The sequence below is a fragment of the Massilia aquatica genome (assembly GCF_011682045.1).
In the GTDB taxonomy this organism is placed as follows: Bacteria; Pseudomonadota; Gammaproteobacteria; order Burkholderiales; family Burkholderiaceae_D; genus Telluria_A; species Telluria_A aquatica.
The window spans coordinates 82,099-101,306 of the sequence record NZ_VVIW01000006.1; the positions used below are offsets into that span (position 1 = coordinate 82,099).

17 protein-coding genes are annotated in these 19,208 nt (G+C 64.4%); 1 reads left to right on the forward strand and 16 read right to left on the reverse strand.

The genetic code is table 11. The annotated features are described in order from the left end of the window. Positions 1-4 precede the first annotated feature (4 nt). From F1609_RS12765 to F1609_RS12805, 9 genes are all read right to left on the reverse strand, one after another. Positions 5-817, reverse strand: a complete 813-nt coding sequence (locus tag F1609_RS12765; protein ID WP_167076816.1) for a hypothetical protein — start codon at positions 815-817, stop codon at positions 5-7. Beyond that, entirely contained in the window at positions 810-2,495 is a 1,686-nt protein-coding gene (locus F1609_RS12770; RefSeq protein WP_167076817.1) for a GspE/PulE family protein, read from the reverse strand. Before F1609_RS12770 ends, F1609_RS12765 begins: the two co-directional genes overlap by 8 nt. Further along, positions 2,492-3,679, reverse strand: coding sequence for a type II secretion system F family protein (locus F1609_RS12775; protein WP_167076818.1), 1,188 nt, complete (start codon positions 3,677-3,679; stop codon positions 2,492-2,494). Before F1609_RS12775 ends, F1609_RS12770 begins: the two co-directional genes overlap by 4 nt. Positions 3,680-3,715: 36 nt before the next feature. Further along, on the reverse strand, positions 3,716-4,159 hold the full coding sequence (gene gspG, locus F1609_RS12780; protein ID WP_167076819.1) for a type II secretion system major pseudopilin GspG: 444 nt from the start codon (positions 4,157-4,159) through the stop codon (positions 3,716-3,718). 266 nt (positions 4,160-4,425) lie between these two features. After that, positions 4,426-5,064, reverse strand: a complete 639-nt coding sequence (locus F1609_RS12785; RefSeq protein ID WP_187363012.1) for an NF038129 family PEP-CTERM protein — start codon at positions 5,062-5,064, stop codon at positions 4,426-4,428. A gap of 10 nt (positions 5,065-5,074) precedes the next feature. Further along, on the reverse strand, positions 5,075-8,122 hold the full coding sequence (locus tag F1609_RS12790) for an ExeM/NucH family extracellular endonuclease (RefSeq protein WP_229421858.1): 3,048 nt from the start codon (positions 8,120-8,122) through the stop codon (positions 5,075-5,077). Between the two features lie 247 nt (positions 8,123-8,369). Then, positions 8,370-8,867 carry a hypothetical protein gene (locus F1609_RS12795; protein ID WP_167076820.1) on the reverse strand — a complete coding sequence of 166 codons (498 nt, stop codon included), beginning with the start codon at positions 8,865-8,867 and terminating at the stop codon, positions 8,370-8,372. Further along, positions 8,857-9,879 (reverse strand): TIGR03790 family protein, encoded by a 1,023-nt coding sequence (locus F1609_RS12800; RefSeq protein WP_167076821.1) that lies wholly within the window; start codon positions 9,877-9,879, stop codon positions 8,857-8,859. The genes F1609_RS12795 and F1609_RS12800 overlap by 11 nt, the downstream gene beginning before the upstream one ends. A gap of 49 nt (positions 9,880-9,928) precedes the next feature. Then, positions 9,929-10,363 (reverse strand): hypothetical protein, encoded by a 435-nt coding sequence (locus F1609_RS12805; protein WP_167076822.1) that lies wholly within the window; start codon positions 10,361-10,363, stop codon positions 9,929-9,931. A gap of 535 nt (positions 10,364-10,898) precedes the next feature. Between F1609_RS12805 and F1609_RS12810 the strand changes: the two genes are divergently transcribed. After that, positions 10,899-11,312: a hypothetical protein gene (locus F1609_RS12810; RefSeq protein ID WP_167076823.1), complete on the forward strand. Its 414-nt coding sequence runs from the start codon at positions 10,899-10,901 to the stop codon at positions 11,310-11,312. Between the two features lie 156 nt (positions 11,313-11,468). Here F1609_RS12810 and F1609_RS12815 read toward each other — a convergent pair whose 3' ends face one another. From F1609_RS12815 to wecB, 7 genes are all read right to left on the reverse strand, one after another. After that, the gene (locus F1609_RS12815; RefSeq protein WP_167076824.1) at positions 11,469-12,896 is read right to left on the reverse strand and encodes a mannose-1-phosphate guanylyltransferase/mannose-6-phosphate isomerase; all 1,428 of its coding nucleotides are present in this window, start codon (positions 12,894-12,896) and stop codon (positions 11,469-11,471) included. Positions 12,897-12,950: 54 nt separating this feature from the next. Next, entirely contained in the window at positions 12,951-14,096 is a 1,146-nt protein-coding gene (locus F1609_RS12820; RefSeq protein WP_167076825.1) for a nucleotidyltransferase family protein, read from the reverse strand. A 21-nt stretch (positions 14,097-14,117) separates the two neighbouring features. Continuing rightward, positions 14,118-15,116 (reverse strand): UDP-glucose 4-epimerase GalE, encoded by a 999-nt coding sequence (gene galE, locus F1609_RS12825; protein ID WP_167076826.1) that lies wholly within the window; start codon positions 15,114-15,116, stop codon positions 14,118-14,120. Positions 15,117-15,155: 39 nt separating this feature from the next. After that, positions 15,156-15,845 (reverse strand): hypothetical protein, encoded by a 690-nt coding sequence (locus tag F1609_RS12830; RefSeq protein WP_167076827.1) that lies wholly within the window; start codon positions 15,843-15,845, stop codon positions 15,156-15,158. A 50-nt stretch (positions 15,846-15,895) separates the two neighbouring features. Then, positions 15,896-17,176, reverse strand: a complete 1,281-nt coding sequence (locus F1609_RS12835; RefSeq protein WP_167076828.1) for a nucleotide sugar dehydrogenase — start codon at positions 17,174-17,176, stop codon at positions 15,896-15,898. A gap of 91 nt (positions 17,177-17,267) precedes the next feature. Beyond that, complete coding sequence (locus F1609_RS12840) at positions 17,268-18,020, reverse strand: WecB/TagA/CpsF family glycosyltransferase (RefSeq protein WP_370661623.1); 753 nt, start codon at positions 18,018-18,020, stop codon at positions 17,268-17,270. Continuing rightward, positions 18,017-19,156 carry a non-hydrolyzing UDP-N-acetylglucosamine 2-epimerase gene (wecB, locus tag F1609_RS12845; RefSeq protein WP_167076829.1) on the reverse strand — a complete coding sequence of 380 codons (1,140 nt, stop codon included), beginning with the start codon at positions 19,154-19,156 and terminating at the stop codon, positions 18,017-18,019. The genes F1609_RS12840 and wecB overlap by 4 nt, the downstream gene beginning before the upstream one ends. Between the last annotated feature and the right edge of the window lie 52 nt (positions 19,157-19,208).

Genomic DNA, 19,208 nt, shown 5'->3' on the forward strand with positions numbered 1-19,208 from the left:
TTCCTCATGCGCGGCTCCCGGTGGCGGCCAGGCGCGCGCAATCGGACCAGCCAGCGCCCTGCCCTTGTCCCAGCAAGTGGCAGCTCAGTGCGGGATGGGTGGCGCCCAGGCTCCAGGCGGCCGGCGCATGGCCCGATACGCACAGGCGCGCCGGCACCGATACATTCAGGCGCAGCGCTTCGCGCGCCACGTGCGCGGCCAGCCAGTCAAGGCCGGCGCCCTCGGGCAGCGCGCTAGCGCGTACGGCGCGGATCGACCCGTCCTCGATGGCGGCCAGGCTCAGGACCCGCTGCTGCACCAGGCCATACCAGGCGCCGGCCTTGACCGAGCCGCGCCACTGGTTGAAACCGGCGACGAATTGCGGCACCAGTTCCACCAGCGGCGCGCGCTGGGCGGCGCACACCTGCCCGATCAGCGCCAGCAAGTGGCGCGGCAGCGCGGCCACCAGGAACGGCTGCGTTGCATCCCAGCCGGCGGACAGTTGCCAGGCGCCGGTCGGCTCGCCGAACAGGGTTTGAAAACGCAGCGCGGCGGCCGCTTCCAGGTCGGCCAGGCGCGCGCTGCCCTCAGGCGGCGCCACCTGCCAGATGCGCGCCAGTTCATCGGCCAGCACGATGGTGACGGGCCAGTTGGGGCTGGCCGCGCCTTCGAGCAGCAGGCGCAGGGCGCCGGCGACCGACTCGGGGTGGCTGCCGCCGTCAAAGGCCAGTTCGGCCACCAGTTCCGGCGCAGCGGAGCTGAAGCGGCTGGTTTTAAGGAGCGCGACGGCGCCGGGCGCGATGCCGACCCGCAGCGATTGTCCGAAGCGTCTACGCATGCAGGGTCACCCGCTTGATTTCGGTGAGCGTGGTGGCGCCGCGCTTGACCAGGTCGAGCGCGGCCAGGCGCAGGCTGCGGGTGCCGTTGGCGTGGGCCGCGGCCTTGATCTGGCGGATCGGGCGCTTGTCGACGATCAGTTCGCGGATCTCGTCGTTGAGGGTGAGGATTTCGGCGATCGAACGGCGCCCCTTGTAGCCGGTGCCGCGGCAGTCGCCGCAGCCCTTGCCCTGCATGAAAAGGTAGTCGTGCACGTCGGCCCGTTCCAGGTTGACCGCATCGAGTTCGGCGTCGCTCGGGGTGAATTGTTCGGCGCAGTGCGGGCAGTTCATGCGCACCAGGCGCTGGGCCCAGATGCCGTTCAGCGCCGACACGAAGGCGTAGGGGTCGATGCCCATGTGGGTAAAGCGGCCGAACACGTCGAACACATTGTTGGCGTGGACGGTGGTGAGAACCAGGTGGCCGGTCAGGGCCGACTGCACCGCGATTTCGGCGGTTTCGCGGTCGCGGATTTCGCCGACCATGATCTTGTCGGGGTCGTGGCGCAGGATCGAGCGCAGGCCCTTGGCAAAGGTCAGGCCCTTCTTTTCGTTGACCGGAATTTGCAGGATGCCGGGCAGCTGGTATTCGACCGGGTCTTCGATGGTGATGATTTTTTCGCGCCCGTTGTGGATCTCGGTCAGGGCCGCGTACAGGGTGGTGGTCTTGCCCGAGCCGGTGGGCCCGGTCACGAGCAGCATGCCGTAGGCTTCCTGCGCCAGCATGCGCAGGGATACCAGCGAGGCCGCGTCGAAGCCCAGGGCTTCGAGGGTGAGCGCGCCGTAGGCTTCGATCATGGCGCGCTTGTCGAGGATCCGGATGACCGCGTCCTCGCCGTGAATGCTCGGCATGATCGAGACGCGCAGGTCGATCTCGCGTCCGCCCGACTCGACCCGGAAGCTGCCGTCCTGCGGCACGCGGCGTTCGGCGATATCGAGTTCGGCCAGCACTTTCAGGCGCGAGATGATGTGCTCCGCCACTTCGATGCCGCCTACCGAGGTGGCGTGATCGAGCACGCCGTCGACGCGGTACTTGACGGCCAGGCCGCCGGCGGTGCTTTCCAGGTGGATGTCGGAGGCGCCGGCCTTGAGCGCGTCGTACAGGGTCGAGTTGACCAGCTTGACGGCCGGACTGGCCGCTTCGGACACCGAGGCGAACGACAGCACGGCGGCGGTCTTGCCGTCGCGCCGGGCGTCGCCCACGTTGGCCACCAGGGTGTCGACCGCGCGCGCCGATTCTTCCTGCTTGGACAGGTAAGCCTGGATGTCCGCTTGCAGCGCCAGGCGCAGGTTGAGCGGCGCGGACGGCGTGGCGCGCGCGCGCGTGGCCAGCCAGGTTTGCAGGTCGACGTCGAAGGGGTCGGCGATCACGCCGATCAACTGGCCGCCGGGCGCGCGCAGCAGCACGCAGTGGCGCGCCAGCGCCTGCGCCAGCGGCAGCAGGTCGAAGGCGGTGGCGCAGCCGAGCATTTCGGCCGTTTCCATCACCGCCAGGCCGAACGGCTCGGCCAGGGCCTGGACGATCTGGCGCGCGTCCAGACCGCTGGCCGCTTCCAGTTCGGCCACGAGCGGGCGCTGCGTGTGCAGGCTCTGGGCGCGCGCGCGCGCCAGCAGGGACGGGTCAAGCGAGGGAGAACTCACGACATGTCTCCGGCCAGATCGAAAATCGGCATATACAGCAGCACCACAATGGCGCCGACGACCAGCCCGATGGCGGCCATCAGCAGGGGTTCGAAAGTACGGGTGAAGCGGTCGATCCAGCGGCTGATTTCGCCGTCGTAAAAGGCCGCCGACTGGGTCAGCATCGGCCCCATGTCGCCGGTGCGCTCGCCGACCCGCAGCATGCGCAGCGAGATCGGGGTGGTCAGGCTGTTGGCCTCGAACGCACTCGACAGCGGCAGGCCCGACTCGATGCTGGTGCGCGCCGCGCTCAATGAAGCGCGCATCGAGGTCGACACCATCGCCTGCACGGTATCGATGGCGTTGACGATGGTGATGCCGCCTTCGCTGAGCATGCCGAGCGTGAGGTACAGGCGCGAGAGTTCATAAATGCGCACCCGTTCGCCGATGCCCGGCAAGCGCGTGACCAGGCGCGCCAGGCCGCCGTTGCGGGTCAGGCGCCGCCACAGCAGCACCAGCGCGCCCGCCAGCACAGCCAGGCCGCCCAGCAGCAGGGTGCCGTGGCTGCTGGCGAACTGGCCCCAGCCGAGCAGCATCTGCGACATCCACGGCAGGTTGCGTCCGGCGCCCTGGTAAACCTCGGCAAAGCGCGGCACCACGTAGGTAATCAGGAACATGCTGACGCCGCCGCCCACCGCCAGCAGGATCACCGGATAAATCGCGGCGCTGACAATCTTGCTGCGCACCACGTCGATGCGCTGCTGGTAATCGATGTAGCGCGCGAGCGAGCGCGGCAGGTCGCTGGTGCCTTCGGCGGCGCGCACGATGCCGATGTAGAGGGGTGAAAACAGGTCCGGCTGGTCGGCCAGCACGCTGGAAAAGCGTTTGCCTTCGCGCAAGCCGCCGAGCAGGCGTTCGAGCACGCTGCCGGTCGCGACGCTGGTTTCTTTTTCGAGCAGAGCTTCGAGCGATTCCACGATCCCGAGGCCGGCGGTCAGCAAGGCCAGCAATTCCTGGCTGAACAGCACCAGCGACAGGCCCGGGCCGCGGCCGCGGCGCAGGCCGGCGGCGCGCACCGGTTCGACCGCGCTGACGAACAGTCCGCGTGCCTCGCACTGGCGGCGGGCATCGGCCTCATCCTGGGCGTCGACCACCTGGCTGTGAATGCTCAGGTCAGGCGCGAGGGTACGGACAGCAAACTGCATGAGGCCTTTGCGGGGAAAACTGCGGGGTCAGGAAAACTATTGGGACGTGATGTCGGCGTTTTCGCCGGTGCCGCCGGGCTGGCCATCCTTGCCGGTCGACAGAATTTCGTACTCGCCCCTGGTGCCTGGCGCGCGGTACTGGTATGGGCGGCCCCACGGGTCCTGCGGCACCGCTTTTTTGAGGTAGGGACCATTCCACTTGACCCCGGCGGTGGCGGGCGCGACCAGCAAAGCGGCCATGCCTTCTTCGGTGGTCGGGTAGCGGCCGACGTCGAGGCGGTAGGTGTCGAGCGACTTTTCGAATGCTTCGATCTGGGCCTTGGCGACGGTGACTTCGGACTTGCCGAGCTGGGCGAAATACTTCGGTCCCACGTAAGCGGCGAGCAAGCCAATGATGACGATAACGACGAGTAATTCCAGCAGGGTGAAGCCCGCAGGGCGCGTGCGCCGGGAGTGGTTGATTTTCGTTACTGCAAACATCCGTTCGACTCCTCAATGCTCAATTTGGCGTGCAAGGCTACCATGCCGCCGACGGTTGCGACAACTATTCTTTCATAGCGGGCGCGGGGATATTTGGCATGCTTTTGAGCAAGGTTTTTTGGGGCGCCGGCAGAGTGTTGGCAGCATGCCCGCCAGCGCCCAAAAAGCCGTGCGCAGCAGGTATCCGGACGAAAAAAAGCACATGGACCGTTGCCGGCGCATGTGCGATCGAGAGAGGCGGACCGTGCGGACCGCCTTGATGGTGCTTAGTGCGCCGCTTTGCCGCTGCGGCGGCGAACCAGGCCGAGCAGGCCCAGGCCGGTCATGACCAGAAGCAGGTCCGATGGTTCCGGAACTGCGGTCGGCGGCACCGTGGTCACCGTCACGATGCGGGTCGGCGTGTCAATGGTGGTGGTGGACGGATCGCCACCGGTAGTTGGCGGCTGGAGAAGAAACTCGACCAGATTGCCGCCGCCGTAATATTCGTTCGTGGAAAGGTCCACCAGCGCCACGCCGAACAGTGCGCCCATGGCGCCCGGGAAGGTCTCGAAGTCGCCGCCGAACACGATGTCAAAACTCAGCACGCCGCCGAGCTTCACAGCCTGCGACAGATAGTTATCCACGCCGCTGTTATCGAAGGTGACGGTATCCGGAATATTGCCGTATACGCTGCCGCCACGCAAAACTTCTTCTTCAAAGCCAGCGCTGAAATTGCTCACCTGCGCAAACGCCGTGGTGGCAGCTTGCAGACTATTGAAGCTGAAATACATTGCGCCATCCTCGCCGGCAAATTTGCTGGCATCAATGGCAACGTGATAGGTCGGACCAGCCCAGGCAGCCGTGGCGCCCAACGCGAACGTTACAGCCAGCAATGCTTTCGTGATAATTTTTTTGATATCGAACATTCTTCTTCCCTTAGAGTGACCCACTTAAAATTTTCGTGACGAAACCAACGCCTTTACGGGCGGGACTGCTATAAACAACGGAAAGGGTGACTTTGGCGCCAACTGGTATTGTACCATTGCTAACAGTCATATATGGCTCAGTTCCCAACATTCCAGTCCTTGTAGCAACAGTTACGCCCGGAGTGAGTGCCGAAAATACAACATGGACCGGGCCCGTGATGGGCGCGTTGCTGTTGTTGGTGATGGTCAGGGTGCCGCTGTAGGTGTTCTTGAAAATATCCACCCGCAAGCCCGAACCGGTAACGGCGACACTGGAGGTGATGTCGGCATAGGCCGGCGCCAGGTTCAGCGCCACCACCACCGGATCGTGATCCGAGGAACGGAAAGCGTCATTCTTGAACAGGGCCTGGGCGGCGGCGCTCTTGGCGTCGGTGTTGTAGTCGATCACGGTCGGTTCATCCGCATTGGTATGCCATTCGGTGGCGCCGACGACCTGGGCGTCGAGCGAGGCGCTGGCCAGCGCATGGTCGAGGTAGCCGCTTTCGCCATCGAAGACGTAGGAGTAAGGAATGCCGCTTGGCCGCACGAAGCGCTCGAGCTGGTTGACCAGGCCGGCCTGGTTGAGCAGGTGGATCGGATCTTCGAAGCCGTGCGCATTCATGTCGCCGATGACCAGCACGTCCGGGTCGCCCGCGGCGGCCACCACTTGCGGAATGAAATAGCCGGCCAGGCGCTGCGCCTGCAGCACGCGGGTGGCGTTGTTGCAGCTCTGGCCATCGCCCAGGTCGGCATTGGCGCCGGAACCGCAGCCGCCCTTCGACTTGAGGTGGTTGACGATCACCGAAAATTTGGCGCCGTTGGCCGCCTTGAAGGTCTGCGCCATCGGCGGACGGTTGTTGACGGCGTCGCCGTCGGACAGCGCGCCGCCCACCGGCGCGACCTTGGCCGGCTTGTAGATCATCGCCACCCGGATCGCATCGGTGCCGGTGGTGGCCGGCTTGGGCACGTAGGCATAGGTCTCGAAGCCGGTCGCCGCGTTGAGCTGCTTGACCAGATAGTCGACCGCGATGTCGTCGTTGTTCTGGATTTCCATCAAACCGACCACATCGGCGTCGATGGCTTTCAGTTCACCCACGATCTTGTCGCGCTGGCGCACAAATTCGGGCATGTTGTCGGCGCCACGGCAATTCGATGGACGCGTGGTCGAGCCGACCTTGCAGCCCTGCCCCGTGCGGCCCCAGGCATCGGCGCCGTCGAGGAAGGTGGTGAAGAAGTTGAGCACGTTGGCGCTGGCCACCTTGACGTTACCAACCGGCAGTTCCGGTGCCGCCAGGCGCGGATTGCTACGCGTAAACGACGGCGCCATGGTCGGCTGGATCTTGAAAGCCGTGCGCCCGCCGCCGATGGCGCCGAAGTCGACCACGCCGACCAGGTTGCTGACCGTGTCCCCGGCGCGCACCGTGCCATCCTGGCCCAGGTAAGGAATGCCCGAGCAGGCCACCACGTCGGCGCACGGCGGGGTGGCGGCCGGCGGAGCGATGAACCAGCTGTCATCGAGCACCAGTTCGTTGCTGGCGTTGGACGCCGCCAGCGCCAGCGCTTCCGGCGTACCCGGACGGAAACGGTTGGTCGCGGTTTCGCGGCGGCCCACCGACAAGGTCAGCTCGCCCCGGTCGCCCAGGTAATTGGTCTGGTTGACGGTCAGGGCGTTGCTGATATTGACCAGCATCGCCTCAAAGCGCGCCAGGTCCATGCCCGGCACGAAAGCGATGTTGGCCGGCGTGACGCTGTTGCCGCTAGCGAGTACATCGGTGCCGGTGACATCCTTCATTTCGGTGTAGGTGCGCAGCGCGCCGGTCGGCTTGTACTCGACGATGGTGCCTTTCACGCGCACCAGGTCGCCCACGGCCACGGTTGGCGCGGTGCCGGTGAACACGAACAGGCCGTCCGAGGTGGACGGATCGCCGTCGCCGTTGGCATCCTGGATGAAGTAGCCGTTCGACACCTTGTGGGTGACCACGCCTTCGGTGCTCACGCTGACATTGGCGAACGGGCTGGCAGCACCCGCGCCCTGGATCTGCGGAATGGTGGCCGCGCCCGAAACGCTGACATTGACCGGGCAGGTCGCTTCCTGGCCGGCATTATTGGTAAAACGAATCACCAGCGGATAGCTGCCCGAGGCCAGGCTTGCTGCCCCCTGCAGGTTGACGCTGGCGGAGCCGCCATTGGCGCTCGCCGCCACCAGGCTGCCCAGGCTGATGCCGGGCACGCTGCCGCTGGCGATGACGGCGCCGTTGACGATGCTGTCTTCATCCGAGGCGCGCAGCAAGACCGCGCCCGGCTTGCCCTGTTCCAGGGCCAGGCTGGCCGGGCAGACCGGCACGATCGGCTTGGCTTGCGGCACGGTGGCGCCGCAGGTATTGCGGGCCGAGGCGCTGGTGCGCGGGGCCGGCGCGCCGGTGGCGAAGTCGACGCTGTTGTCGTCGCTGTCGGCGCAGCCGCCGTTGGCGCGGAACAGGGCCAGCGAGGCCGACATGGCCGGTGCGCGCGTGCCTTCGGCGCCATTGGCGGTGCCGAAACCAACCAGGTCGGCGATGTTCTCGCCGGTCGGGGTGGCGCCGCTGAGGGTGGTGGTATCGCGCACCAGCGCGACCTTGCCGGTGGTTCCCGACATGTTAAAGCCGCTTTGCGGCACGATGACCGGGCCTGGCAGCGCGCTCTGGCCGGTGCCGCCGCTCTGCTGCTGGATCAGGATGTACTGGCCCGGTTCGACGGTAAAGGTCGGCAAGGCCGACTTGCCGCTCCAGGCGCCGGTGCTGGTGGCCGAGCCGTACTGCAGGCTCCACCCTTCGGCGGTGACTGCGGCGCTGCCACGGTTGAAGATTTCGATGTAGTCGTGCGTAAAGAACGTGGTGTTGGCGTTACCGCCGGCGCCGTACAGCTGGCTGATCACCAGGTCGGGCGAGCCCGCCATGGCGGGAGCGGCAAAACCTGCCATCAGAGCGGCCAGCACGGTGAGCCGGCCTGGGCCGGGGATGGTTGCTACGAGCTTTTTCATCGAAACTTCCTGAGTGGAATAAGGGGGCGTCGTCATTATCATGCCGACTACGGACATGCATGTTCTATGTTAGCAAAAAGTATTCTTCCATAGTAAATTTCATCATAGTTGTGATAAATGACAACATGATGACGAGGACGACTGGTGTGGATGCTATCGATGACAGCGGCGGCATGCCGGGCGACCAGCTTACCCGCCCTGGCGGGCAAGGCGACTGTTTAGCGCAAGCGTGCGCGGTGGCCGGACATCAATCGTTCCAGCCACGGCAGGTCAACTGGCGCGCGGCGTAGATCCCGGCCAGCCCGGCCGCGATCCCGAGTTCGCGGGCGTAGGCCGGGTCAAGGCAGGCCGAGCGATCCCAGGAAAACACGTCCAGGCGGCCATCCGGCAGTTTGTTCGCCACGATAAACACATCGATCGCCCTGATCGGGGTCGCGCTCATGGTCAGCGTGACCGTCGGCGGCGGCGCCGGCAGATCGCCAAGCAAGACCTCGAGCACGCTCATGGGCGAGACCGTATCACTGCAAAAAACGATCCTGCCGGACGCGGCCGGAAAGCGCGCAGCGCACTTGGGACTTCCCTCCTCCCCCTCATGAAACGACGCCAGGCGCGCCTTGAACAGGACGATATCGGGCGGCGAGCGCTCCTCGGCCACGGCGGGGAGGCACAGGGCCAGCATGGCCCACAGGAATGCCAGGATCAGACGGCCGCCGCTCACGCACCGCCCCACGCGCTCAGCGTCCATACGGCGCCGCCAGCGGTTCGCCGATGAACACTCCCTGGGTCGGCCACGCCACGCTGCGCCAGTAGGCCTCGATGGCGGTGCTGCCGCTCAGGTAATGCTTGAGCAGGACGCTGGGATGGGGAAACTTTTGCCAGTGGTTGCAGGGCTCGCTGACGCTGCCGTAGCTGGCCGTGGCGCCCGCTTCAAGCCAGCGCAGGCTGCTCATCTGGCTGGTGCCGTACAGGTCGCCGCCGAAGGAAGTCAGGTGGTCGGCCAGCGCGCCCGGCAGGAACTTGACGCTGTCGAGCTTGTCGACCTTGGCCATGCCGGTCTGGTACACCATGATGTCGCTCACGCCGTCGAGCGCGTCGCTGTGCAGGGTCTTGGTGCGGATCTTTTTGGCGGCAATCTGTCCGTCGCGCGGAAACAGCTCGGCCCGCGAATTGCGCGCCGCCTGCGAGGTCACCAGGTAATACGCGGTGGCGTTCGGGACCCGGAAGCCGCTCGCCACGCCGCGGTCGATCAGGGCCTTGGCCTGCGCCACCGAGTCGGTTGGCAGCAGCATCGACAGGCGCATGCGGAAGTCGGCCAGCGGCTGGACCGAGGTGGCGTTGAAGTAGGCGCTGGGGCGGCTGGCGGCGCAGGTGTTGCTGCACTGGCCGGCATCGAAACCCATGCTGTAGGCGGCCGTGATGGCGTTGCATTCGACCGCGTAGGGCGCGGTCCAGACCATCAGCACGGCTTCGATGCCGGGCGGAAGCTGGCTGTCGATCCGTTCTTTCAAGGCGCTGAAGGCGGCAGCGTCGAGCCGCTGCGGCTTGCCGGGAATATGTACGTGGATGACGTTGGCGGCCGGAATGCCACGCGCCTTGCGGTAATACGCGGCAATCGCCACGCTGTTCGGTTCAGCGTCGTTGACGACCAGCGCCAGCTGGCTGGGCCGCAGGCGCGGCGCCGCGGCGCCCTGGGCGCCGGCCTGGCCGGTGGCGCCCATCAGGGCAAGGGTCAGGAACAGTGCTGCGCGCAGGGTCATGGAGTGGCCAGGAATCGGTTAGGCGGGACCGCTTGCCCCGCAGCGCCGATTATAGCGCCTGGCCGGGCGGCGCTGCGGTCGCGCCGGGCTGGGCCGCACCGCACTCGGCCGGGCGGGCCGGGTCGGGCGCGCCATCGCAGGCCGGCTGTGCCGGGAGAGCCCCCGCCGCGCCCTGCTCGCGCAAATGCTCGGGACGTTCTTGCGCGCGGCGCCGCATCTCGATCGAGAAGGCCTGCTCGTAGGGCACCATGCGCAGCTGCTCGGCTTCGCGCTCGGCCGGGCTGACCACCGGGGCGCTGCGCACCGCTGCGTCCTGGGCCGGGTTGCTGTCAATGATAGGCGTGGCGGGAGTTTGCTGCACTGCGGAATTTGAACGCGCTGACACGGTGATGGTTTCGTTGCCGGCCGGCTCGCCACCGCCGCAAGCGGTCAGTGCAACGAGTCCGGCGCACAGGATGGCGCGGTTGAATACGTTAAAAAACATACTTCCTCACATCGGATAAATTCGGATAACGGACCGAATTCTATGCGTGGAGAAACAATTCTGCTGGGGAAATTTATTTCAGAATTTAACAAATTGATTATTTTTAACTATTTTAAACGACGTTGAGCGAATTTGCAGGAACGTATGCCGAATATATCCTTCAGGAAACATAAAAAATTTTCTGGAAATGTCAATTTAAGGACACGGAAAAAGCCATAATTTGTAACTAAGTGTGTTTAGCAACATTTTTCGCGGCAGACCACGTAGAAATCAAAATATCATCTCTATTGCAACGCAGCATTGAACTTGTCTGACAACCAATCCAGAAGCGACGAATGGCGTTCCAGCATAAAAAAGGGAAGTCGCAGCTCCCCCCTCGCCTCGCCACCAACGCGCTCAGGCGCTGGTAAATATCGTCGAAGCAAACGAACTCCCTCTACCTTGCCGAGTCGGTCCCAGTCATTCCCAATGATGAGCATCAAGACGAGGCCTTGTGCGGGTTGACTTTTCTCCGCATCAGAACAATGATCCCCCTATGACAGACCTCACCCGCCAGGAAGTCGATGCAAAGATTGCTGCTTTGGAAGCCAAAAATGCCACGTCCGAAGCCAGGGTCGATGCGCGGCTGGCAAACTTCGACACCAGCGTGAAAACTGGCTTCGCTGAGCTGCGTACCAGCTTCGCAGAGCTGCGCACGGACATGGCCGCGCAGAACGGGAAAATTCAGACGCAGATGACAGAGTTGCGTGCCGAGATGCACAAGGGTACTGTCGATATCATCAAGTGGGTCATTGGGGTCGGCCTGGCCAGTATCGGCGCAATGTTCACCATCTCAAGAATGACCGAGAAGCCACCGGCCCAAGCGGCAGCACAAGCCGCGCCGTTCATCATCACGATCCCGCAGGCCGCCACGCCGGCAACCACGCCGGTGCCCGTGCCAACGAAGTAGCCTGCCTCCCCCCAACAACCCGACAATGACGGAAAACACCTCTCTGTTGCAACACCGTATTTAACTTGTCCGACACCAATCCGGGCGGCGTCCAATCGCTGTCGACCACAAAAAAAGGGAGCCGCAGCTCCCCCCTTCCCTTCGCCAGCGCCGTGCTTACGCGCGCTGATAAATATCTTCGAAGCGCACGATATCGTCCTCGCCCAGATAACTGCCCGACTGCACCTCGATGATGTGCAGCGGCACCTTACCCGGGTTTTCCAGGCGGTGGTTCATGCCGATCGGGATGTAGGTCGACTCGTTTTCCGACAACAGGCTCACCTTCTCGCCGCAGGTCACGCGCGCCGTGCCGCTCACCACCACCCAGTGCTCGGCCCGGTGATGATGCATCTGCAAGGACAATTTCTCGCCCGGCTTGACGGTGATGCGCTTGACCTGGAAACGCTCGCCCGCGTCGATGCCCTCGTAATAGCCCCACGGGCGGTACACCCTGGTGTGATGCAGGTGCTCGGTACGCTCCTTGGACTTGAGGTGGTCAACAATCTGCTTGACCCGCTGCACCTGGTCCTTGTGCGCCACCAGCACCGCGTCGGGCGTTTCCACCACCACCAGGTCATTCACGCCGACCACGGCCACGATGCGGCTCTCGGCGCGCACCAGCGAATTGCTCACGCCATCGAGGTACACATCGCCGCGCTGCACGTTGCCCTGCGCATCCGCGCCACGGCCCTGCTGGACTTGCCACAGCGCCGACCAGGAACCGACATCGCTCCAGCCAATGTCGGCCGGCACCACCACCGCGTGGCGGGTGCGCTCCATCACGGCGTAATCGATCGAGTCCGACGGGCAGCTCGAGAACGAGGCCTCGTCCAGGCGGCAGAAATCGAGATCGCGGTAGCCCAGCCGCACAGCCGCTTCGGCCGCCACGGCAATCGCCGGGGCGAATTCGCCCAGCTCGCGCAGATAGCCTTCGGCGCGGAACAGGAACATGCCGCTGTTCCAGTAATAGCCGCCGTCGGCAAGGAACTCTTCGGCGGTGGCGCGGTCGGGTTTTTCGACAAAACGGTCGACCTGGTAGGCATCGGCGGAGCCGGCGGCCAGCGCGCCACGGTGGATGTAGCCGTAGCCGGTTTCGGGCGCCTGCGGCACGATGCCGAAAGTGGCCAGGGCGCCATCGGCCACCAGGGTGGCGGCCTGGGCCACCGCTGCGGCGAACGGCACGTTCTTGTCGATCACATGGTCGGCCGGCAGCACCAGCATGACCGCGTCCGGATCGATGGCGCGCAGGTAATTGGCGGCGGCGGCCACCGCCGGCGCGGTATTGCGGCCCACCGGTTCGAGCAGGATGCCGAGCGGGGTGACGCCGATTTCGCGCAGCTGCTCGGCCACCAGGAAGCGGTGCTCGTTGCCGCACACCACCAGCGGCGCCATCAGCTCGGGCCAGCCGGCCACGCGCAGGACAGTATCTTGCAACATGGTCTTGTCGGTTACCAGCGGCAGCAGCTGCTTGGGCAGCACCGCGCGCGACAGGGGCCACAGGCGCGTTCCCGCGCCACCGGACAGGATCACTGGGTAGATTTTCATTGCATCTCTTTCAAGTCGTTTTTATACCGCTGTTTTTATGTACTGCCGTTATGTTTACTTCACCGTTTCCAGCGGCGCATCGCCGCGCCGGGTAAAGCGGCGGTCGCGCGCGTTGACCCACTCGTCGGACGCATAGTCCGACACGTGCTTCATTTCGCCGGCCCGGTCCACACTGTAATCCTTAAAGACGATCATTTCATCTAAAGTTACATCGCGCAAGACCCGTGTGTATTCGAACAACACACTGCGGACCACCTTCGCGCCCGAGCAGATGTGGCTGCCGTGCCCGATCCAGCTCGGCCCGATGATGGTGGCGCCCGCTTCCACGCAGGCGCCCGAGCCGATGTAGACCGGCCCTTCGATGGTCGTGCCTTCCCACTCGATGCGGGTGTTCAGGCCAACCCACAGGCCGTCTTCAACCTGGATGCCGGGCACGTCCATGTGGGCGACTTCGCCCAGCAGCACGTTTTGCAGGGTCTGCCAATAGTCGGACACGCTGCCAATGTCGATCCAGTTGAAGCCGCGCGTCTGCGCATAGAACGGCATGCCTTCCTTGGCCAGCAGCGGGAACAGTTCGGAGCCGATGTCGAACGGCACGCCGGTCGGAATCAGGTCGATCACCTGCGGCTCGAAAATATAGATACCGGTGCTGATGAAGTTCGACTTGGCTTCGGCCTCGGACGGCTTTTCCTGGAACTCGGTGATGCGGCCATCCTTGTCGGTGACCACCACGCCGTAGCTCGATACCTTATCCCACGGCACTTCCTTGGTGATGACCGAACACAGCGCGCCCTTGCGGCGGTGCTCGAACAGGGCCGACTTGAGGTCGAGGTCGATCAGGGCGTCGCCGCACAGCACGATGGTGGTGTCGTCGAAGAAGCCGCCGAATTCCTGGATCTTCTTCATGCCGCCGGCCGAGCCGATCGGCTGCGGCACGACTTCGCCTTCATCGTTGGTATAGCCTTCGAAGGAGTAACCGATCTGGACCCCGAACTGGTGGCCTTCGCCGAAGTATTCTTCGATCTTTTCGTGCAGGTAGCTGACATTGACCATGATCTCGGTCACGCCGTACTTGGCCAGGTGTTCCACCAGGTAAGCCATCACCGGCTTGCCCAGGATCGGAATCATCGGCTTGGGCAGATCATAGGTCAGGGGACGCACACGGGTGCCTTTACCAGCGGCCAGGATCATCGCTTTCATGGGAGTTCTTTCGTTAAATTGTCACTTGGGCAGGGATTGCCAGCGCCATGCATCGGCGCACATCTGGGCCACATCGCGCTCCGCCTTCCAGCCGAGCTCGCTTTCGGCAAGGCTGGCATCGGCAAAGCATGCGGCGATATCGCCAGGGCGGCGCGCCACGATCTGGTAGGGCACTTGCTTGCCGCTGGCCTGTTCGAACGCGCGCACCATTTCCAGCACGCTATTGCCGCGCCCGGTGCCAAGATTGTACGTAACAACGCCGGAACCTGTCGCCAGCTTGCTTAAGGTTTTGACATGACCGATGGCCAGGTCGACCACGTGGATGTAATCGCGCATGCCGGTGCCGTCCGGGGTCGGATAATCGCCCCCGTACACCGACAGGAAGTCGCGCCGGCCTTCGGCCACCTGGGCGATGTAGGGCAGCAGGTTGTTGGGGATGCCGTTCGGTTCTTCACCGATCAGGCCGCTCTCGTGGGCGCCGACCGGGTTGAAGTAGCGCAGCAGCGCGATGCGCCAGTCCGGGTCGGCCTTGATCAGGTCGCGCAGCATGTCTTCAATGATCAGCTTGCTGCGGCCGTAGGGATTGGTGGCCGAGAGCGCAAAATCTTCGCGGATCGGCACCGAGACCGGGTCGCCGTAGACGGTGGCCGAGGAGCTGAACACCAGCGACTTGACGTCGTGGCGCGTCATGGCGTCGAACAGCACCAGCGAGCCGGTCACGTTGTTGTCGTAGTAGCGCAGCGGCTGCGACACCGATTCGCCCACGGCTTTCAGGCCGGCGAAGTGGATCACGGCGCCGATGTCGTGCGCGCTGAAGACGGCGTCGAGGGCGGCGCCGTCGCGGATGTCGCCTTCGATGAAGGTGAGCGGCTGGCCGCTGATGCGCTGCACCCGCTCGAGCACGCTGCGCTGGCTGTTGGACAGGTTGTCGAAGGCGATCGGCTCATGGCCGGCCTTGATCAGTTCGACACAGGTGTGCGAGCCGATGTAACCCAGGCCGCCGGTAACTAGAATTTTCATGGTGACACTTTCGGAAAGAGGTAAAGGCAGCGGGCCGCCCTACTCGCCCTGCGGCAAGACGCGCGCAAGGCTCATGCGATTTAACAGAATGCCGACCGGCAGCAGCATCAGCTGGTCGTCGAACTCGCCGCCAGGCGCGGCCGGATCGCCGCTCAAGGGGCGTTCGATGAAGGTGGAGACGGCGAGTGCGTTGAAACGTTCATCCATATTAGCCGGGGACGGCTGGCCCTGGCGCACGCCGTGCACGCTGGTGCCGCCATGCTCGCGTCCGTACGAAAACACCACCGCGGCACCGCACCGGGTTTCCATCGAACACACTGGCGCGCCGAGCTGGCGCACCAGCTGGCCGTCGCGGCGGGTGACGATCGACTTGGTGCCGAACGCCACCGTGGGATGGATTGGCGCCGAGCTCATCGCCGGCGTGACGCTGTAGCGCAGCAGCTTACCCCAGCCGTCGCCGGGGGCGATGCCCAGGGTCACCCAGGGCAGCAGCCCGCTGCAGCGCTCTTCGCTGTCGCAGCGGCCGTCGAACTCGCGTCCGCCGCCATCCTCCAGCGCCGGGCGCGGCAGGCGCCCGTGGACCAGCGCAAAGCCGATCAGCGCTTCGCGCGCCTCGGCCAGCGCGGCCATGCTGCGCCGCTCTGGCCGCGCGCGGTTATCGGTTTTGCCGAGGCCCGACATCAGCAGCGATGCCGCGCCCAGGCCGACCACGGCCAGCATCAGCAGCAAGGCGGCGCCCTGCTGCCGAGGCCGAGGCCGACGCGGGGCAGGGTCGGCCTTTACAGGCGCCATACCTTGATGCCGGCCTCGACCAGTGCAGCCTGGTCGAAGGCGGCCTTGACGTCGATGAACACGCCGCCCTTGATCAATTTCTTCTGGAAGTCTTCGATCGAGGTCGCCATCAGCTGGCGGTGCGAGACGGCGGCCACGACGGCGTCGGCGCGCGGCAGTTCATCCCACGAGACCAGCTTGACGCCGTACTCGTGCATCGCTTCCCCGGCATCGGCGTACGGGTCGTGCACGAACACCTCGACGCCGTAGGTTTTCAGCTCGGTGATCACGTCGGCCACCTTGGAATTGCGCAGGTCGGCGCAGTTTTCCTTGAACGTCAGGCCCAGCACGTTGACCTTGGCGCCCTTGATGTAGCTGCCGGCCGCGATCATGTTCTTGATGGTCTGCTCGGCGATGAACTTGGCCATGCCGTCGTTGATGCGCCGTCCGGCCAGGATCACTTGCGGGTGGTAGCCCAGCATGTCGGCCTTGTGGGTCAGGTAGTACGGGTCGACGCCGATGCAGTGGCCGCCCACCAGGCCGGGCGAGAACTTGAGGAAGTTCCACTTGGTGCCGGCCGCTTTCAGCACTTCCGAGGTGTCGATGCCGATCTTGTCAAAAATGATGGCCAGTTCGTTCATCAGCGCGATGTTCAGGTCGCGCTGGGTGTTTTCGATGACCTTGCAGGCTTCGGCGGCCTTGATGCTCGAGCAGCGGTGCACGCCCGGCTTGACGATCGACTCGTACATCGTGGCGACTTTTTCCAGGGTTTCCGGGGTGTCGCCGGCGACCACTTTCAAAATCGTGGTGAGCGTGTGTTCCTTGTCGCCCGGGTTGATGCGTTCAGGGGAATAGCCGACAAAAAAGTCGTCCTTCCACTTCAGGCCGGAGGCTTTTTCGAGCACGGGGATGCACACTTCTTCGGTCGCGCCCGGATACACGGTGGACTCGTAGATGACGGTGGCGCCCTTTTTCATGTGCTTGCCGACCACCTGGCTGGCGCCGATCAGCGGGCCGAAATCCGGGTTGTGGGCGATGTCGACCGGAGTCGGCACGGCCACGATGATCAGGTCGGCGTCGCCCAGGCGGGCCGGGTCGTTGGTGTACTCGGCGTGCACGGCCGCGGCCATCTGCTCGTCCGACAGTTCACGCGACGGGTCGACCCCGCGGCGGCAGGATTCGACTTTGGAGACCGAAATGTCGAGGCCGATGGTCGGGCCCAGTTTCGCGAACTCGACAACGAGGGGAAGGCCGACGTAGCCAAGACCGATGACGCCAATTGTGCTCATAAAACTGCCTTTGAATGAATAGTGTAAGTGGGGTTCAAGAACAGGGTTCAGCAACCACGGTTCAGCAACGGGAAAGGGAAGCCACGCGAGTTCAGCGCGCGGCCGGCCGGCGCCGCGTCGCTTCCTTGAGGAACAGCCAGATGAAGCCCATGTCGTCGATAAAGTAACGGCGGAACATGCGGCGCGGCTCTTGCAGGAAGCGGTAGAACCACTCCAGGCCGCTTTTCTGCATCCACAGCGGGGCGCGCTTGACCCGGCCGACGGCGACGTCGAAGGTGCCGCCCACGCCCATGGCGAAGGGAATTTTCATCTGGGCCTGGTACTGGCCCAGGAAATGTTCTTTTTTAGGCGAACTGATCGCCACGAACAGCAGGTCGGCCTGGGCGGCGGCGATCTGCGCGACCACGCCCGCTTCTTCCTCGGGTTTCCAGTAGCCGTTGCGGTAGCCGGCCAGGGTCATGCCGGCGTATTTTTTCTCGTAGATGCGCTTCACATCCGAGACCACTTCCTCGCGCGCGCCGAGCAGGTAGACGCGCCAGCCTTTTTCGGCGGCGCGCTTCATGAGCGCCTCGAACAGGTCGACCCCGGCCACCCGCTCCTTGAGCGGTTTGCCGAGCAGGCGCGCGGCCCACACCACCGGCATGCCGTCGACGTTGATCAGCGCGCATTCGTTGATGATGCGGCGCAGTTCGGGGTCGCGGTTGGCCTTGACCAGCTTGTCGACGTTGACCACCACGTGCTGGTGCGGCGTGCCGGTGGCGATAAAACCTTCCACTTTTTGCAAGGTTTCTTCCATCGTGAGGTTATCCATCAGACAACCCATCATTTCGATCCGCTCGCTCACGCCGCTTCCTTGGTCGTCGGTTGAATCTTCGCCAGTTCCGTCGTCAATACAGCGACGATGCGCTCGGCCGCCTTGCCATCCCACAGGTGCGGGCGGCGGCCCTGCTTGCCTTCGCCGCGCAAGACCTTGCGCGCCTCGGCCACGATGCGCGCCGGATCGGTGCCGACCAGCACGTTCGAGCCTTCGTCGACGGTGACCGGGCGCTCGGTGTTTTCACGGATCGTGATGCAGGGCACGCCCAGCGCGGTGGTTTCTTCCTGCAGGCCGCCGCTGTCGGTCAGCACCACCGCCGCGTCCTTCCACAGGTTGAGAAACGCCATGTAGGCTTGCGGGCCGACCAGGGTGACATTCGGGCCCAGGTCGATGCCGAAGCTGTCGAGATTGGCGCGGGTGCGCGGGTGCACCGGGAAGATCAGCGGCAGCTCTTGCGCGATCTCGCGCAGGGCGCCGGCCAGGGTGGTCATCATGGCGGCGTCGTCCACGTTGCTCGGACGGTGCAGGGTCACCACGCCGTAGCGCGCGCCATTGGCGCTGCGCGTGGCCTTGATGGCGCTGGTTTCGTAGGCGGAGGTGTCGGCGGTGCCCAGCTTGTCGGCCTGGAACAGTACATTGTCGACCATGACGTGGCCGACATAATGGATCGCCGACTCAGGCTTGCCTTCGCGTTGCAGGTGGGTCACGGCGCTCGGCTCGGTGACGAAGAACCAGTCGCTGATGCTGTCGGTGACCAAGCGGTTGATTTCTTCCGGCATGGTCATGTCGCCGCTGCGCAGGCCGGCTTCGACGTGGGCCACGGGAATGTTGAGCTTCTTGGCGGCGATCGAACAGGCCAGGGTGGAATTGACGTCGCCCACCACCAGCACGGCGGCCGGGCGCTCGGCCTGGCACAGCTCTTCGAACGCCACCATGATCCTGGCGGTCTGCTGGGCATGGCTGCCGCCGCCGGCGCCCATGAAGATATCGGGCTGGGGAATGCCCAGTTCTTCGAAGAAGACATCGTTCATCTCGCGGTCGTAGTGCTGGCCGGTGTGGATGATCTTGAAGGTGAGCGCATCCTGCTGTTGCAAGGCGCGCACGATCGGCGCGATTTTCATGAAGTTGGGTCGAGCACCGGCAACCAGATAGATCAGGGGCATAGTCATCCAGATTTATAAAAAAGGCAATTATAATCGGAAAGGCAAATTCGTT

What these genes read in the sequence shown, in the direction of transcription:
- F1609_RS12765 (WP_167076816.1), bottom strand. Translation starts at nt 817, where the DNA reads ATGCGTAGACGCTTCGGACAATCGCTGCGGGTCGGCATCGCGCCCGGC.
- F1609_RS12775 (WP_167076818.1), bottom strand. Translation starts at nt 3,679, where the DNA reads ATGCAGTTTGCTGTCCGTACCCTCGCGCCTGACCTGAGCATTCACAGC.
- gspG (WP_167076819.1), bottom strand. Translation starts at nt 4,159, where the DNA reads ATGTTTGCAGTAACGAAAATCAACCACTCCCGGCGCACGCGCCCTGCG.
- F1609_RS12785 (WP_187363012.1), bottom strand. Translation starts at nt 5,064, where the DNA reads ATGTTCGATATCAAAAAAATTATCACGAAAGCATTGCTGGCTGTAACG.
- F1609_RS12790 (WP_229421858.1), bottom strand. Translation starts at nt 8,122, where the DNA reads ATGAAAAAGCTCGTAGCAACCATCCCCGGCCCAGGCCGGCTCACCGTG.
- F1609_RS12795 (WP_167076820.1), bottom strand. Translation starts at nt 8,867, where the DNA reads ATGGACGCTGAGCGCGTGGGGCGGTGCGTGAGCGGCGGCCGTCTGATC.
- F1609_RS12800 (WP_167076821.1), bottom strand. Translation starts at nt 9,879, where the DNA reads ATGACCCTGCGCGCAGCACTGTTCCTGACCCTTGCCCTGATGGGCGCC.
- F1609_RS12805 (WP_167076822.1), bottom strand. Translation starts at nt 10,363, where the DNA reads ATGTTTTTTAACGTATTCAACCGCGCCATCCTGTGCGCCGGACTCGTT.
- F1609_RS12810 (WP_167076823.1), top strand. Translation starts at nt 10,899, where the DNA reads ATGACAGACCTCACCCGCCAGGAAGTCGATGCAAAGATTGCTGCTTTG.
- F1609_RS12815 (WP_167076824.1), bottom strand. Translation starts at nt 12,896, where the DNA reads ATGAAAATCTACCCAGTGATCCTGTCCGGTGGCGCGGGAACGCGCCTG.
- F1609_RS12820 (WP_167076825.1), bottom strand. Translation starts at nt 14,096, where the DNA reads ATGAAAGCGATGATCCTGGCCGCTGGTAAAGGCACCCGTGTGCGTCCC.
- galE (WP_167076826.1), bottom strand. Translation starts at nt 15,116, where the DNA reads ATGAAAATTCTAGTTACCGGCGGCCTGGGTTACATCGGCTCGCACACC.
- F1609_RS12835 (WP_167076828.1), bottom strand. Translation starts at nt 17,176, where the DNA reads ATGAGCACAATTGGCGTCATCGGTCTTGGCTACGTCGGCCTTCCCCTC.
- wecB (WP_167076829.1), bottom strand. Translation starts at nt 19,156, where the DNA reads ATGCCCCTGATCTATCTGGTTGCCGGTGCTCGACCCAACTTCATGAAA.